Annotated in this window: 12 protein-coding genes; 4 read left to right on the top strand and 8 right to left on the bottom strand. The window is 60.8% G+C overall.

Annotated elements, in window-relative coordinates:
- Window positions 1-2 precede the first annotated feature (2 nt).
- Window positions 3-4,541, top strand: coding sequence for a glutamate synthase large subunit (gene gltB / locus QQJ98_RS05710; protein WP_284324362.1), 4,539 nt, complete (start codon window positions 3-5; stop codon window positions 4,539-4,541).
- A 46-nt stretch (window positions 4,542-4,587) separates the two neighbouring features.
- Here gltB and QQJ98_RS05705 read toward each other — a convergent pair whose 3' ends face one another.
- The 4 genes from QQJ98_RS05705 to QQJ98_RS05690 form a co-directional block, all read right to left on the bottom strand.
- Complete coding sequence (locus QQJ98_RS05705) at window positions 4,588-5,076, bottom strand: hypothetical protein (RefSeq protein ID WP_284324361.1); 489 nt, start codon at window positions 5,074-5,076, stop codon at window positions 4,588-4,590.
- 111 nt (window positions 5,077-5,187) lie between these two features.
- A complete protein-coding gene (locus QQJ98_RS05700; RefSeq protein WP_284324360.1) occupies window positions 5,188-6,291 on the bottom strand; it encodes an aminomethyl transferase family protein in 1,104 nt (367 codons plus the stop codon).
- A gap of 81 nt (window positions 6,292-6,372) precedes the next feature.
- Window positions 6,373-6,690 carry a type II toxin-antitoxin system RelE/ParE family toxin gene (locus QQJ98_RS05695; protein WP_284324359.1) on the bottom strand — a complete coding sequence of 106 codons (318 nt, stop codon included), beginning with the start codon at window positions 6,688-6,690 and terminating at the stop codon, window positions 6,373-6,375.
- Entirely contained in the window at window positions 6,687-6,923 is a 237-nt protein-coding gene (locus QQJ98_RS05690) for a type II toxin-antitoxin system ParD family antitoxin (protein WP_284324358.1), read from the bottom strand. The genes QQJ98_RS05695 and QQJ98_RS05690 overlap by 4 nt, the downstream gene beginning before the upstream one ends.
- Before the next feature lie 212 nt (window positions 6,924-7,135).
- Here QQJ98_RS05690 and mtgA point away from each other — a divergent pair, with 212 nt between their 5' ends.
- From mtgA to queG, 3 genes are all read left to right on the top strand, one after another.
- Window positions 7,136-7,879: a monofunctional biosynthetic peptidoglycan transglycosylase gene (gene mtgA, locus QQJ98_RS05685; RefSeq protein ID WP_284324357.1), complete on the top strand. Its 744-nt coding sequence runs from the start codon at window positions 7,136-7,138 to the stop codon at window positions 7,877-7,879.
- A gap of 87 nt (window positions 7,880-7,966) precedes the next feature.
- Window positions 7,967-8,632: an FtsZ-binding protein FzlA gene (gene fzlA / locus QQJ98_RS05680; RefSeq protein WP_284324605.1), complete on the top strand. Its 666-nt coding sequence runs from the start codon at window positions 7,967-7,969 to the stop codon at window positions 8,630-8,632.
- A 59-nt stretch (window positions 8,633-8,691) separates the two neighbouring features.
- Complete coding sequence (gene queG / locus QQJ98_RS05675; protein WP_431307795.1) at window positions 8,692-9,720, top strand: tRNA epoxyqueuosine(34) reductase QueG; 1,029 nt, start codon at window positions 8,692-8,694, stop codon at window positions 9,718-9,720.
- On the opposite strand, the gene QQJ98_RS05670 is transcribed toward queG, so the two are convergent.
- From QQJ98_RS05670 to QQJ98_RS05655, 4 genes are all read right to left on the bottom strand, one after another.
- The gene (locus QQJ98_RS05670; RefSeq protein WP_284324355.1) at window positions 9,714-10,649 is read right to left on the bottom strand and encodes a Csu type fimbrial protein; all 936 of its coding nucleotides are present in this window, start codon (window positions 10,647-10,649) and stop codon (window positions 9,714-9,716) included. The genes queG and QQJ98_RS05670 overlap by 7 nt on opposite strands.
- Window positions 10,646-13,048 (bottom strand): fimbria/pilus outer membrane usher protein, encoded by a 2,403-nt coding sequence (locus tag QQJ98_RS05665; protein WP_284324354.1) that lies wholly within the window; start codon window positions 13,046-13,048, stop codon window positions 10,646-10,648. Before QQJ98_RS05665 ends, QQJ98_RS05670 begins: the two co-directional genes overlap by 4 nt.
- An 89-nt stretch (window positions 13,049-13,137) precedes the next feature.
- The gene (locus tag QQJ98_RS05660; protein ID WP_284324353.1) at window positions 13,138-13,569 is read right to left on the bottom strand and encodes a fimbrial biogenesis chaperone; all 432 of its coding nucleotides are present in this window, start codon (window positions 13,567-13,569) and stop codon (window positions 13,138-13,140) included.
- 60 nt (window positions 13,570-13,629) lie between these two features.
- On the bottom strand, window positions 13,630-14,118 hold the full coding sequence (locus QQJ98_RS05655) for a Csu type fimbrial protein (RefSeq protein ID WP_284324352.1): 489 nt from the start codon (window positions 14,116-14,118) through the stop codon (window positions 13,630-13,632).
- Window positions 14,119-14,142: the final 24 nt, after the last annotated feature.

Here is a 14,142-nt window from a genome sequence, read left to right as displayed (position 1 = left end):
CCATGACGATCTATAACGAAGACTGGGTGCGCGCCGAAGAAGCCAAACGCGCCTTTATGGACGCGAACAGCCTGTATAAATCCGAAGATGAACATTCGTCTTGCGGCGTGGGTCTGGTGGTGGCGGTGTCCGGCAAGCCCAGCCGCAAGGTCGTGGAAAACGGCATCAACGCGCTGAAGGCGATCTGGCACCGTGGGGCTGTCGACGCCGATGGCAAAACCGGTGACGGGGCTGGCATCCATGTGCAGATCCCGGTCAAATTCTTTTACGATCAGGTCCGCCGCACCGGGCATGAGCCGGACACGCACAAGCTGATCGCCGTCGGACAGGTCTTTTTGCCGCGCACCGATTTCGGCGCACAAGAACGCTGCCGCACGATTGTCGAGGCCGAAGTTCTGCGCATGGGCCATTATATCTATGGCTGGCGGCATGTCCCCGTCGATACCTCTGTCTTGGGCGACAAAGCCAACGCCACCCGGCCAGAGATTGAACAGATCCTGATCCGCAACGACAAAGCCATCGACGAAGAACAGTTCGAGCGCGAGCTGTATATCATCCGCCGCCGCATCGAAAAAGCCGCCTTGGCCAGCCAAATCCAAGGCATGTATCTGTGTAGCCTGTCGTGCCGCAGCATCATCTACAAAGGCATGATGTTGGCCGAACAGGTCGCGGTATTCTACCCCGATCTGATGGATGACCGGTTCGAGTCCGCCTTCGCGATCTACCACCAGCGCTATTCCACCAACACTTTCCCGCAGTGGTGGCTGGCGCAACCGTTCCGCATGTTGGCCCACAATGGTGAGATCAACACGCTGAAAGGCAACGTCAACTGGATGAAAAGCCATGAAATTCGCATGGCGTCCAACAATTTTGGCGATGCCGCCGAAGACATCAAGCCGATCATCCCGGCTGGCACCTCTGACTCTGGCGCGCTGGATGCGGTGTTTGAAGCCCTCGTGCGTTCGGGCCGCAACGCGCCCTTGGCGAAAACCATGCTCGTCCCCGAAGCATGGTCGAAAGCCACCACCGATATGAAGCCCGCTTGGGCCGATATGTATGCCTATTGCAACTCGGTGATTGAACCTTGGGATGGCCCCGCTGCCTTGGCTATGACCGATGGTCGCTGGGTCTGCGGCGGGCTTGACCGCAACGGGTTGCGCCCGATGCGCTATGTTGTCACCGGCGATGGCCTGCTGATCGCGGGGTCCGAGGCTGGCATGGTTCCGGTCGATGAAGCCACCATCCGCGAAAAGGGCGCACTTGGGCCGGGGCAAATGATTGCCGTCGATATGGCCGAGGGCAAGCTTTACCACGACGTCGCGCTGAAAGATAAACTGGCGTCCAGCCAGCCTTATGGCGACTGGGTGCAGAAGATTGTCGATCTGAACACCCTTTTGCGTGACGTGCCGGAAGTGGCGATGTTTGAAGGTGCCGAGCTGCGCAAGCGTCAGATCGCGGCGGGTTTCACCGTCGAAGAACTGGAACAAGTCCTGGCCCCGATGGCCGAAGACGGCAAGGAAATGATCGCCTCGATGGGCGATGATACCCCTGCCGCCGTGCTGTCGTCGGTTTACCGTCCGCTGTCGCATTTCTTCCGACAGAACTTTTCGCAGGTGACCAATCCGCCGATTGACTCACTCCGCGAAGGCCGGGTGATGTCCCTGAAAACCCGTTTCGGCAACCTGCGCAACGTGCTGGATGAAACCAACGCGCAGTCGGAAATTCTGGTGCTGGAAAGCCCGTTCCTTGCCAATGCCGAATTTGACGTGCTGGTGAAACGCTTCGGCGATCAGGTCGCCTTCATCGACTGCACTTTCCCGGTGAATGGTGGTCCCGACGCCCTGCGCCAAGGGCTGGAGCGTATCCGCGCCGAGGCCGAAGACGCCGTGCGCTCGGGTGCGGGCCAGTTGGTGATGACAGATCAGCATCAGTCGCCCGAAAAGGTGGCGATGCCGATGATCCTTGCGACCTCGGCTGTGCACTCGTGGCTGACCCGCAAGGGCCTGCGCACCTTCTGTTCGGTGAACGTCCGTAGCGCGGAATGTATCGACCCCCATTATTTCGCCGTCCTGATCGGCTCGGGGGCCACCACGGTCAACGCCTATCTGGCACAGGATTCCATCGCAGACCGCATCCGCCGCGGTCTGATCGAGGGCAGCTTGGTCGATGCGATGCGCCGTTATGGCAATGCCGTTGACGCGGGCCTCCTGAAAATCATGTCCAAAATGGGCATTTCGGTGATCTCGTCCTATCGGGGCGGTCTGAACTTTGAAGCCGTGGGTCTGTCCCGCGCCATGGTGGCCGAGTATTTCCCCGGCATGCAGTCGCGGATTTCTGGCATCGGTTTGAACGGTATCCAGATCAAGGCCGAAGAAGTGCACACCAAAGGCTGGCTGGGTGGCGCGGATGTTCTGCCCATCGGTGGCTTCTACAAAGCGCGGCGCTCGGGCGAAAAGCACGCTTGGGAAGCGCAGACCATGCACATGCTGCAAGCTGCCTGCGACCGCGCCTCGTTTGATCTGTGGAAGCAATACTCCGCCGCGATGCGCTCGAACCCGCCGATCCATATCCGCGATCTGCTCGACATCAAATCTTTGGGCAAGCCGGTGCCGATTGAGGAAGTCGAATCCATCACCTCGATCCGCAAGCGCTTTGTGACGCCGGGCATGTCGCTGGGGGCCTTGGGGCCAGAGGCGCACAAGACCCTCAACGTCGCGATGAACCGCATCGGCGCGAAATCCGACAGCGGCGAAGGCGGTGAAGATCCTGCCCACTTCCTGCCCGAACCGAACGGCGACAACCCGTCGGCCAAGATCAAACAGGTGGCTTCTGGGCGCTTTGGCGTCACCGCCGAATATCTGAACGCCTGTGAAGAGCTTGAGATTAAAGTCGCCCAAGGTGCCAAACCCGGCGAAGGTGGCCAGTTGCCTGGCATGAAAGTGACCGAGCTGATCGCGCGCCTGCGCCATTCCACCAAAGGCGTGACGCTGATCAGCCCGCCGCCGCACCACGACATCTATTCCATCGAAGACCTCGCGCAGCTGATCTACGATCTGAAACAGATCAACCCGCGCGCCAAAGTCACGGTGAAACTGGTCTCGGCCAGCGGAGTCGGCACCATCGCCGCAGGTGTGGCCAAGGCGAAAGCCGATATCATCCTGATCTCGGGCCACAACGGCGGCACCGGGGCCTCTCCGGGTACGTCGATCAAATACGCCGGCCTGCCGTGGGAAATGGGCCTGACCGAAGCGCATCAGGTGCTGTCGATGAACAACCTGCGCGAACGGGTGACTTTGCGCACCGATGGCGGGTTGCGCACAGGCCGCGATGTGGTGATGGCCGCAATGCTCGGGGCCGAGGAATACGGCATCGGCACCGCCGCCCTGATCGCGATGGGCTGCATCATGGTGCGGCAGTGCCAAAGCAACACCTGCCCGGTCGGCGTCTGCACCCAAGACACCGCCCTACGTGCCAAATTCACCGGCACGGCGGATAAGGTCGTCAACCTGATCACCTTCTACGCGCAGGAAGTCCGCGAAATCCTCGCCCAAATCGGCGCGCGCAGCATGGATGAAATCATCGGGCGCGCTGACCTTCTGTCACAGGTCAGCCGTGGCTCTGCCCACCTTGACGATCTCGACCTCAACCCGCTGTTGATCACCGTCGATGGCGCGCAGAAGATCACCTATGACCGCTCGAAACCCCGCAACCACGTCCCCGATACGCTGGACGCTGAAATCGTCAAAGACGGCGCGCGGTTCTTTGAAGACGGCGAGAAGATGCAGCTGTCTTACGCCGTCCGCAACACCCTGCGCACCATCGGTACGCGGGCCAGCAGCCATATCGTCAAGAAATTCGGCATGCGCAACACCCTGCAACCCGATCATCTGACGGTGAAACTGCACGGCTCTTGCGGCCAGTCTCTTGGTGCCTTCGCGGTGAACGGCCTGAAACTGGAAGTTCAAGGCGATGCCAACGACTATGTCGGCAAGGGCCTGTCCGGTGGCACAATCGTCGTGCGCCCGCAAATGTCGTCGCCGCTGAAGCCCGAGGATAACACCATCATCGGCAACACCGTGCTTTACGGCGCGACCGCGGGCTATCTGTTTGCCTCGGGGCGCGCGGGGGAGCGTTTTGCGGTGCGCAACTCGGGTGCGCATGTGGTGGTCGAAGGCTGCGGTTCCAACGGTTGCGAATACATGACCGGCGGTGTCGCGGTGATCTTGGGCCGCATCGGGGCCAACTTTGGCGCAGGCATGACGGGGGGGATGGCCTATGTCTACGACCCGCAAGCCATCGCGGAAGATTTCGTCAACGACGAAACCGTGCTGACCTGCGCCGTCGCCCATCCGCATTGGGAGCTGCAACTGCGCGGCCTTCTGCAACGCCATGTCGCGGAAACCGGGTCGCGCATCGCCGCGCGCATCCTGTCCGATTGGGTGACCGAGCGGTCTAACTTCCTGCAAATCTGCCCGAAGGAAATGCTGCCCCATCTGTCGCATCCGCTGTCAGACGAAGTGCAGAAAGTCCCGGCGGAATAAACAAAAAAGGCCCCCGAAAGGGGGCCTTTTCCGCATCAAGCAAAGCTTACTTCAGACGCTTCACAACGCCATCGGCGAAGGCATTGACCATGGCCGAGTAGTAAACCTTGGTGTCAGCATCAGCGGCGGTAAAGTCATAGCCAGCTGGCAGCAGCGGCTTTGCAGCCTCGACATCCACGGTCAGGTCATAGGCGTCATCGCCGACGTGGTTCTTGTCGTCCTGCACCAGCACGTTGCCAGTGATGGTGGTGTCACCCAGACCCAGCTTTTCCTGAAAGCCATTCGACAGCGACAGATCGTCGATGCGGATCTTGATCACATAGGCAGCTTCATCGTCGGAAGGTGCCACTTTGGTCAGGATCGAAGCCTTCAGATCGTCTTGCAGCGTGCCCCAATAGGCCGCAGCTTGCGGGTTGGTGATACCGGCGGTATCAACAGTGACCTCGACTTCGCGGATCGGTTTCATGTCTTGCGCAAAGGACGGGAACGCCACGGCAGTGGCCAGCAGGAAGCTTGCGATCGTAGTGCGAATCATGATGTTCTCCAATGTGTCAGCTGGGCTCAGATTTCCAAGCCCTATGCCACTACAACCCCGCACATCCGATTTCGTTCCCTGCAGCGAAGCAACTTTCGCGGTGACGCTGGGTCAAGCCCGCAGCCGCGCGCCCTGCGGATCAACAAACGCCTGCCGCGAGACGACAGCGTTCACCCCCGCGACCTGAAGCGCAACCCCTTCAATCGCATAGGCCTTGTCGATATGGGCCGAAGCCAGAACCGCCCCCACCGAATAGCCATGATCGCTATAGGTCACATGCCCAACGCGGCGGCCATCGGCGATCACCGCAGCCCCCTCTGCCGCCGGAACGTCGCCGTCCAGCCGCAGGCCCACCCATGCCGTCGCCACTCCGGCGTCACGAATACGCAGCAAAGCTTCGCGCCCGATGAAGTCGCCCTTGTCGAATTTCACGAAGGCGTCGGTGCCAACATGGAACGGCGTGTTGCTTTCATCCATGTCGATGCCATGTGCCGGATACAGCTTTTCCAGCCCCAAGGTGAACATCGCCTGCACACCGTAAGGCCGCAGGCCAAATGCTCCGCCCACCGCCAACAATCCATTCCAAACCGTGGCCGCTTCATCCGCAGGCACGAACAACTCAAAGCCCAATTCGCCGGTGACGCCGGTGCGCGAGATCATCACTTTCGTCTCGCCAAAATGGCCCCAAGTAAAGCTCCACCGCTTCAGGGCGACCAAATCCGCATCCGGGATCAGCCCCGCCAGCAAGTCACGCGCCCGTGGCCCCTGCACGGTTGGAAACGCCACCGCTGCGGTGATATCGGTCACATAGGCCCTGCGCCCCTGCGCATGCGCCATCGCCCAGTCGCGGATTTTCAAGCGATTACGCGAACCCGAGACGATCAGAAAATGCTCATCGCCCAGTCGGAACACCGTCAGATCATCCATAATGCCGCCATCGGGCGCGCAAACCGAGGCATAGCGCGCGGCCCCCACCCGCATCGCCGCCGCATCATTGACGATCAGATAGTTCACCAAAGCTTCGGCCTCTGGCCCCTTCACGTCGATCTTGCCCATGGTGGACAGATCTTGCACGCCCACATTCGCGCGGGTGTTCAGATGCTCGGCGCGCACATCGCCGTAATGATGCGCGTTGACAAAACCGCCCCCCACCGGCCCCATCTGCGCGCCATAGGCCGAGGCGAGGGCATAAAACGGCGTGCGGCGTAATGGCATGGGATGCTCCGGTTTGGTGTGCGCGAAGCCTATCGCGCAGCACCGCAAGCGCAGCAACAGCTGCGACATTTTCTGTCGGGATCAGACGGAATCCTGCAAAGCAAACGGCAGATCGCGCGCAGAGCGTAAGACGCGTTGCACTTCTGGACCCTCTGCATCAACCGGATACAGCACCAAATGCGGAAAGCCGTGCATCGCCCAGACCCGATGCCCAGGAATGCGGAGCTGCTCTTCAAACCGTAAAGAACCAACGCCGGGATGCCGTGCCAGCGGCGTCAGAGACTGTTGCCAAGCCTCGATAAAGCGCAACGCAACTTCGTCGCCGACATTGCTTAGGTAAAAGTCGATGATCTGGTTAATGTCATCACGGGCGGCCTGTTTAAGCCGCGTTGGCGTCACTTCTTAGCCGCTGCTGCTCCGACACGCGCCCGCAAGGCATCAAAATAGGCGCCATCCGCAGGCTGCGGATCACCCGATTCCATACCCTCAATCACCAAGGCCCGCAGCCGCTCGATCGCGTCTTTGCGCTCGCGGATCAGCGCGCGCATGTATTCGCTGGTTGTGGCAAAGCCTTGGCTGCGGACTTGCTCATCCACAAAGGCTTTCATGTCATCGGGCAAAGAGATGTTCATCGTGCTCGTACCCGCCAGCATAGCCGCTTTGGCAAGGTTTGGCAAAATTTGCCATCTGGTAAGACGGCTGTGGGCAAACCTTAACGAAAGATGAACGACCCCCTGCTAAACCCTTGAAATCCTGTAAACGGCCCTTCTGTCCACGCGTGGACATGCCCTAAAACGCCGCCAAACCCTTGACCAAACCGCAAGCTTCGGGCCTAAGCTGACACATGGTCGATACCCCGAAGAAATCCCGCAAAAAGGCCGAACCCGCGCCCGAGCCGACCGCCCCCGAAACCAAGGGAGCGCGGATCAAACGCTGGTTTTTACGCGGGCTTGCGGGCATCGCGGCGTTCTACGGCGTGCTTATCCTGCTGTTCTCTTTCCTGCCGCCGCCGATCAACCTGTATCAGCTGTCCGAAAGCTGGCGCTTGGGCGGCATCAGCAAGGATTGGGTGGATTGGGATGAAATCGCCCCCGTGATGGGCCGATCCGTCGTCGCCGCCGAGGACGCCAATTTCTGCCTGCACTGGGGTTTCGATATGGCCGCCATCCGCGCCGCCGCCGAACAGGGCGGCAATCGCGGGGCCTCGACCCTGACACAGCAGGTCGCTAAGAACGTCTTCCTCTGGCAAGGTCGCAGCTGGCTGCGCAAAGCCATCGAAGCCGGCCTGACACCGTTGGTCGAGCTGGTCTGGTCCAAGCAGCGTGTGCTTGAAGTTTATCTCAACGTCGCCGAATTTGATGAAGGCGTGTTCGGGGTGCAAGCCGCCGCCCAACATTATTTCGGGGTCGATGCGCGGGACCTTTCCGCGCTGCAAGCCGCCCGCCTTGCCGCAGTTCTGCCCGATCCAAAGGGCCGCTCCGCCTCAAAGCCCAGCAATTTCGTGCGCAAACGCACCGGCGCAATCATGTCGGGCGCCGAGACCATACAGGCGGATGGCCGCGCGGATTGCTTCCAGAGCACGGATTGAGCGCAATTCTTCTTGGGAATGTAGTTGAATTTCGCGCCCCGTCGCGGCATTGAAGACCAAACCCTGCATAAAAAGACCGATCCCCGCATGATCCGCCTGTATCACTTCCCGCTCTCGCCGTTCTGCCGCAAGGTGCGTCTGACTTTGGCCGAAAAGCGGCTGGAGGTTGAGCTGATCGAGGAACGCTATTGGGAACCCTCGCCCGATTTCCTGCGCCGCAATCCGGCGGGCAAAGTTCCGGTGCTGCGCATCGAAAACAAGGTGTTGTCCGAGAGCCAAGCGATCTGCGAATATCTGGAAGAGGCTTATCCCAACCCAAGCCTGATGCCGCGCGACATCGATATGCGCTTTGAAGTTCGCCGCCTGTGTGCGTGGTTTGATGACAAGTTCCACGCCGAAGTCACCTCAAAGCTGCTGTACGAGCGGGTGAACAAGAAGATCATGGCGCATGGCTACCCGGATTCAAAAGCGGTGAAATCCGGGGCAGGGCGGATCAAGTATCACCTCGACTATCTGGGGTGGCTGCTGGATCAACGCCGCTGGCTGGCGGGTGATGTGATGACCTTGGCGGATGTGACGGCGGCGGCGCATATCTCGTGCCTTGACTACATCTCGGATGTGGACTGGAACCGCAATGCGACGGTGAAAGACTGGTATGCCAAGATCAAATCGCGGCCATCTTTCCGCACTTTGCTGGCCGATCAGGTGCCGGGCTTTCCGCCGCCCGCGCATTACGCCGATCTGGATTTCTAGCTGACGCCGCCGGGGGCTAGCCCCCGGACCCCCAGGATATTTGAGCAGAGAGGATGACCATGCAATCTCTCAAGGACTCTCTGATCCTGCGGGCGACGGAGGAGGGGTTTTCCAAGCTGGGCATCTGTGCCCCCGATGCCGTGCCGGAAACCGCAGGGCGCTTGCGTGCGTTTCTGGCGGCTGATCATCACGGCCAAATGGCTTGGATGGTCGAGCGTGAGCATTGGCGTGGCAATGCGGCAGCGCTTTGGCCCGAGGCGCGCTCGGTGATCATGCTGGCAGAGGTCTACACGCCCGAGGCTGATCCGATGGCGGTGATTAGCCAACCCGACCGCGCAGCGGTGTCAGTTTATGCGCAGGGCCGCGATTATCACGATCTGGTCAAGCGGCGGTTAAAGCGGTTGGGCGGGTGGTTTGCGACTGCCGCGCAAGCCGAGATCAAGGTGTTTGTCGATACTGCCCCGGTGATGGAAAAGCCCTTGGCCGAGGCGGCGGGGCTGGGGTGGCAGGGCAAGCACACCAATCTTTTGGCACGCGATCTGGGCAATTGGTTTTTTCTGGGCGCGATTTTCACCACCGCCGATCTGCCCAAAGACGCGCCGGAGGTCAGCCATTGCGGCAGCTGCACCGCTTGTCTAGATGCTTGCCCGACCAAGGCGTTTCCTGCGCCCTATCGGTTGGACGCGCGCCGCTGCATTTCTTATCTGACCATCGAGCACAAGGGCCCGGTTGACCTCGATCTGCGCGCCTTGATGGGCAACCGCATCTATGGCTGCGATGATTGTCTGGCGGCCTGCCCGTGGAACAAGTTTGCCCAAGCCAGCCGCGATATTGGCTATCAGCCGAAGGTTGGCGCGCCAGAGTTGGCCGATCTGGTCCAGCTTGACGACGCGGCGTTCCGGTTGCGGTTTGCGGGAAGCCCGATCAAGCGGATTGGCCGCGACCGCTTTGTGCGCAACGTGCTTTATGCGATCGGCAATTCGGCATTGCCAGAACTTGCCGGGCCTGCCGCGGCGTTGCAGGGTGACGCCGATCCGGTGGTGGCCGAAGCGGCGGCTTGGGCCGTGGCGCGGCTGCGCGGTCAATAGGCAATCGTCACCACGATATTGTCGGTATAGATCCCGATATTCGGCGTCTGATTGCCGAAAATCCGGCCATAGACGGTGTAGATCTGCGCCGCCCCCGCGCCCAATCCGCTGACATTACTGCCCAGCTGATCCCCCCAAGGCTGCGTGCGCGCGGCGTCCTGATAGAGCCCATAAGTCAGCGTGCTGAGCAGGTTGCGCATCTTGCGTGCGGCTGGATTGTTGACCCCCGGGCCTTGCCCCAGACCCAGCGAGACCCGGTAAGGCGTGCCGTCGGTGCAGCGCACCTCGATGCTGGCGGTCTTATCCACCGGGCCGTTCAATTGCGCCGGGATGTTGCCGAAATCGAGCGCGGTGGTCGAGACATCGCAACTTGACGCCGCTTGCGCGCGCACTTGAAAGCCGTCCGCAGCCTGATCTTGGGCAAGGATGTTGCAGGTCAACACGCCGGTTCGCATGCGCACGCCAGACGCGCCACTGCCAGAATAGGTTGCGCTGTAACTTCCGGTTGGCATTTGCACCGATTGCGCGATGATGTCGGCGTAGATCGGCACAGTGGCACTGCCATTGCCCAGCAGCATCAACACCTCGACAAACATCTGTGACAGCGGCGCGCCGCCACTGGTCTGCCGCAGCTGATACTCCAGCAAAGCGCCGCTTGGGCCAACCATATAGCGCCGTGGCGGGGTGCCGCCATCGCTGGCATTGCCACCGCCAAAGGTCAGGCAAACACCAACCGGACGCGCCACAGCCGAGATGATACCGCCACGGCAGGTTATCTTCACGTTGCCGGCAGTCTGGTTGACCGCGCCCGCGCGCAAACTGACCGCCCCGAAATCGAAATCGGTGGTCTGCGCCATGCAATCCTGCGCCGCCGCCAGACCCGTTTGCAGCAACACCGCCAACAGCAGATGAAAGACTATCCGGATCATTGGCAGCGCACCGCGTCAATGGTTTGCAGCGCCCCGGATCGCGGCGTGAAGCCGAAGTTTGCGGTGCAGCTGCCGGTTTCAAGCTGCACGGTTAGCCGGTTTTTGCCCTTCAGACCCTGCACCAAAGTCTCGCCGCCAAAGCCGACGAAAAACTCTTCGCCGCCGCGCTTTAGCGTTGCCACTGACCCGGCTTCAATCGGATTGCCGCGGCCATCCAACAGCACCACGACGGCGCTGTTGTCACTGTCGCCGTGGAACTTCACCCGCACACCCGAGCCGATGCCCGGCACGACATCCATGCCCGAGGCGTCCAGCGCCAGATCGGCAGGCAGATCATCCAGATCAACCGAAACCCGGTTGCGGTGGTTCGATTGCATCCCTGTCACCAGCGCTTTGCCATTGCGCCCGGTCAGCGCCACGGGGCGATTGTGCACCGAAACCGGAACCCCGGCGGCCCCCACGTCAACAATGGCAAAGCTGTCGTTGACCCGACTGCCAAACGCCACTGCACCGCCCGCCATCGCCACCGCACCATCCAATTGGCCGCGCAGACCGGTGGAGCCGTCACCCGTCCGCAGCTCTAGCCCGACCTGACCGTAGCGGCCCAGATAATCGCCGCGTCCGCTGAACCGGATTTCACCCGCACTGTCGCGCTGTACCTCGGCCGCATAGCCATAATCGCCCTGCTGATCCGAAATCGTCCGCGCCACATAGATGCCGCCCAACACATTGCCTTCAGGGTCAACCGAATTGGTGGCGCGCAGCGATTTGCGCTTGCCCAAAGGCACAGACAGCCCCACCGCCGCGCGGGTGTCGCCGTTTTGCATATCATGCGAGCCGTAGACCGAAAGCGAGCCGTTCCACAGCCCAAGATCGCGGCCATAAGATGCGGTTACCAATTCATCGCGCGAACTGCTGCGGGTAGAGCTGACATAGCCCACGCCAAAACTGCCCCCGCCGCCGACTGGCACCGACAGGCTCAGCGCGGTTTGCAGCGTCGGCACTTCCAACAGCGAGGCGCTGTCTTCAATTTCGGCCTGACCAAGGTAATCCACCCCGGTCACATAGGCCAGATCGGCAAAACCTTTCTGCGCCCAACGCACCGAGCCGCTGACCTCAACCGGGCCGATCTGGGTCTGCACCGCCCCATATGCAAAACTGGCAGTCGTGCCTGCGTAGTCGCTGGCCCCAGCCGCAAGGCTTAACTCGGCCAGATCAAACGGCACCGTGGTCAGGCCAAGGCCCGCCATCCGCAGGTCAGATTTCGACTGCACCTGAGCCTCAAGCGTGACGCGCTCGGTCAGACCAAAGCGCAAACTGCCCGAGATGAAACCGTCAGAGCCATAATCATTGCTTTCCAGCCCATAGCCTTCGCGGGCGTCGCCAGCCTCGATCGAGAAATCAAGCAGGCCTTTTTTCAGCAGCTTGCGCGAGACATAAAACGACACCGCTTTGGTGGTGCGCCGCCCGTTGGCATCTGTCACCACGATCAGCGCTTCACCCGCACCAGCCCGCACCGGAAGGTCTTCCAGCCGGAACGGTCCGGCATCACGGCCCGTGCTATAGGCGCGGTTGTTGTCGATGAACACGTCGACGCTGGAAGGCACCGCGGCGGCCCCATTGAACGACAGCAACTGTTGCGTGATAAGATCGCTGCGCAAGCCGAAATCCCGGCGCAGCTGCACGCCCCCCATGCGGATCGAGCGCGACCACGCCAGCGCAGAGCTTTGCACATCGCCAACCGCCAGCGTCAAACGCCGTTTCGGGCTGGAGAGCTGATAAGTCGTCTCCAGCCGCAGACCCGTGCGGCCTTCGGCATCATCGACCAGATCACGCACCACACCGGAAGACCGCAGCACGCCAAAGGGCGCGAAAATCCAGCCGTCGAAACTTGCCGCCGTGGTGACAATATCCGACGCAAGCGGCTGCTTTTGCAGGCCCGCATCAACGCTGTAGTTCAGCACGGCGCCATAGCTGCGCTCGGGCGCCAGCTGTTCGGCCTCGGGCATTGCCGACACAACTTCTGTCCGCATCGCAGCAATCGGCACTTGCAAATCAATCTTCTGCCCGGCCTCGTCATAGGTAAAGCGCAAGCCGGTGATGCTGCGCAAATCCACCATGCCTGCCGACAGATTTTTGCCGCGCAGGCCGATTTGTTCCAGCTCGGATTTCGGCGAGAACATCCGGCCATTGCCGGGATCCAGCGCGAATTCTGCCACCAGATTGGTGGGCTTGCCGTTCAATGTCACTTCCAGATACAGCGGCACGCGGGCAGAGTCTGTCTCTGACAGATCCGCCGAAACGCTTAATCCCGCGTCAGATGTATCTTGCGCCTGCGCAGACAGCGGTGCTGCCGCGCAAAGCGCTGTCGCCATGAAAACCGAAGCCATTCCGCGCATCGCAAACCTCATATCGCACAAGCAGGGCTGGCATTTGCGGCCAAGCCCTGTCGCGTCACCCGCTCGAAAGCGCGTGTCGCTGGGGCTTTTTAAGATTCAAAACACAGCGGAACCGACTGGCGGATCTGCAGTTTCACGGCCTGAGGGTCTTTGCTTTTCGCGGGCAGACGGTCGATCAGCACCCGGTAACATTCCGAACCCTTCACGGCCTTTTTTGACGTCCTGACGATGCGCAGCGTCAATTCCTGACGATTGCCCAGTTTGGCAGCGGGCGGGCTGACCTGCACCATTTTGGTGGCTTTCAGATCGTTCGGATCGCTGCCCTTTTTCCACGCCATAACGCGGATCTGCACCACTGCCTGGCCCTTGCCTTCGGCCTTGATGGTCATGGACGTGGCTTGCGACGGGGCCGCAACCGAAAGCCGGGTCGGTGATACCGCCAGACTATCGGCCAATGATGCGGTCGGCAGCGCCAATATCAGTGCTGCGACCATGGTGCGAAGGGTGTAAATGCTCGACATTCTAGACCTCTGGTTTTTGGATTGATGTTGAAGCGCTCTTGTTGGCGCTTTTGCAGGTGATCAGTAGTTCAGCGTCACCCGCACGGTGTCGGTGTAGACGCCCGCTGCATAGCTACCTGCAGGCACTTGGCCGTAGACGGGGAACAGGTTCGGGGCCACGGCGTTCAGCGCACCAGAGTACAACGCACCATCAATCGCCACTGGCGTGGTGTGGCCCGCATCCGAGGTGATCACATAGGGCAGCAAATCATTCGCGGTGTTTTTCATGTAGCGCTTGCCAGCAGCCGAATTGTCGCCGCCTTCCAGATTGACGGTCACAGCCGATTTCGCCGAGGTGCAAATCACCGAGATCAGGCCTTGAACGGTTTGGTTGGTAGCCGCACCAGTGTTCACCGTGGCAAACACCAGACCAGTGGGCGCTGCGACGATGCAGCTGTCCAGCACAGTGGCGGTGACCGAAAGGTTGGTGTTGGCAATCTCAGCAGCAAACAGCGTCGCGGGCGCGCTGGCAGCAAGCGCGATCAGGGCAAAGCAGGGCTTCAGTTTCATTTTGGTCGATCCTATCTAAGTCGG

The sequence above is a fragment of the Cypionkella aquatica genome (assembly GCF_030161095.1).
Lineage (GTDB): Bacteria > Pseudomonadota > Alphaproteobacteria > Rhodobacterales > Rhodobacteraceae > Cypionkella > Cypionkella aquatica.
Note: the sequence above shows the minus strand (reverse complement) of the source record. Positions and strands in the feature narration are given on the sequence as shown.

Bases quoted from the DNA above. Each gene is read 5' to 3' on its own strand.
- QQJ98_RS05670 (WP_284324355.1), bottom strand. From the start codon at position 10,649: ATGATCCGGATAGTCTTTCATCTGCTGTTGGCGGTGTTGCTGCAAACG.
- QQJ98_RS05655 (WP_284324352.1), bottom strand. From the start codon at position 14,118: ATGAAACTGAAGCCCTGCTTTGCCCTGATCGCGCTTGCTGCCAGCGCG.
- queG (WP_431307795.1), top strand. From the start codon at position 8,692: ATGCAATCTCTCAAGGACTCTCTGATCCTGCGGGCGACGGAGGAGGGG.
- mtgA (WP_284324357.1), top strand. From the start codon at position 7,136: ATGGTCGATACCCCGAAGAAATCCCGCAAAAAGGCCGAACCCGCGCCC.
- fzlA (WP_284324605.1), top strand. From the start codon at position 7,967: ATGATCCGCCTGTATCACTTCCCGCTCTCGCCGTTCTGCCGCAAGGTG.
- QQJ98_RS05700 (WP_284324360.1), bottom strand. From the start codon at position 6,291: ATGCCATTACGCCGCACGCCGTTTTATGCCCTCGCCTCGGCCTATGGC.
- gltB (WP_284324362.1), top strand. From the start codon at position 3: ATGACGATCTATAACGAAGACTGGGTGCGCGCCGAAGAAGCCAAACGC.
- QQJ98_RS05660 (WP_284324353.1), bottom strand. From the start codon at position 13,569: ATGTCGAGCATTTACACCCTTCGCACCATGGTCGCAGCACTGATATTG.
- QQJ98_RS05705 (WP_284324361.1), bottom strand. From the start codon at position 5,076: ATGATTCGCACTACGATCGCAAGCTTCCTGCTGGCCACTGCCGTGGCG.
- QQJ98_RS05665 (WP_284324354.1), bottom strand. From the start codon at position 13,048: ATGCGCGGAATGGCTTCGGTTTTCATGGCGACAGCGCTTTGCGCGGCA.
- QQJ98_RS05690 (WP_284324358.1), bottom strand. From the start codon at position 6,923: ATGAACATCTCTTTGCCCGATGACATGAAAGCCTTTGTGGATGAGCAA.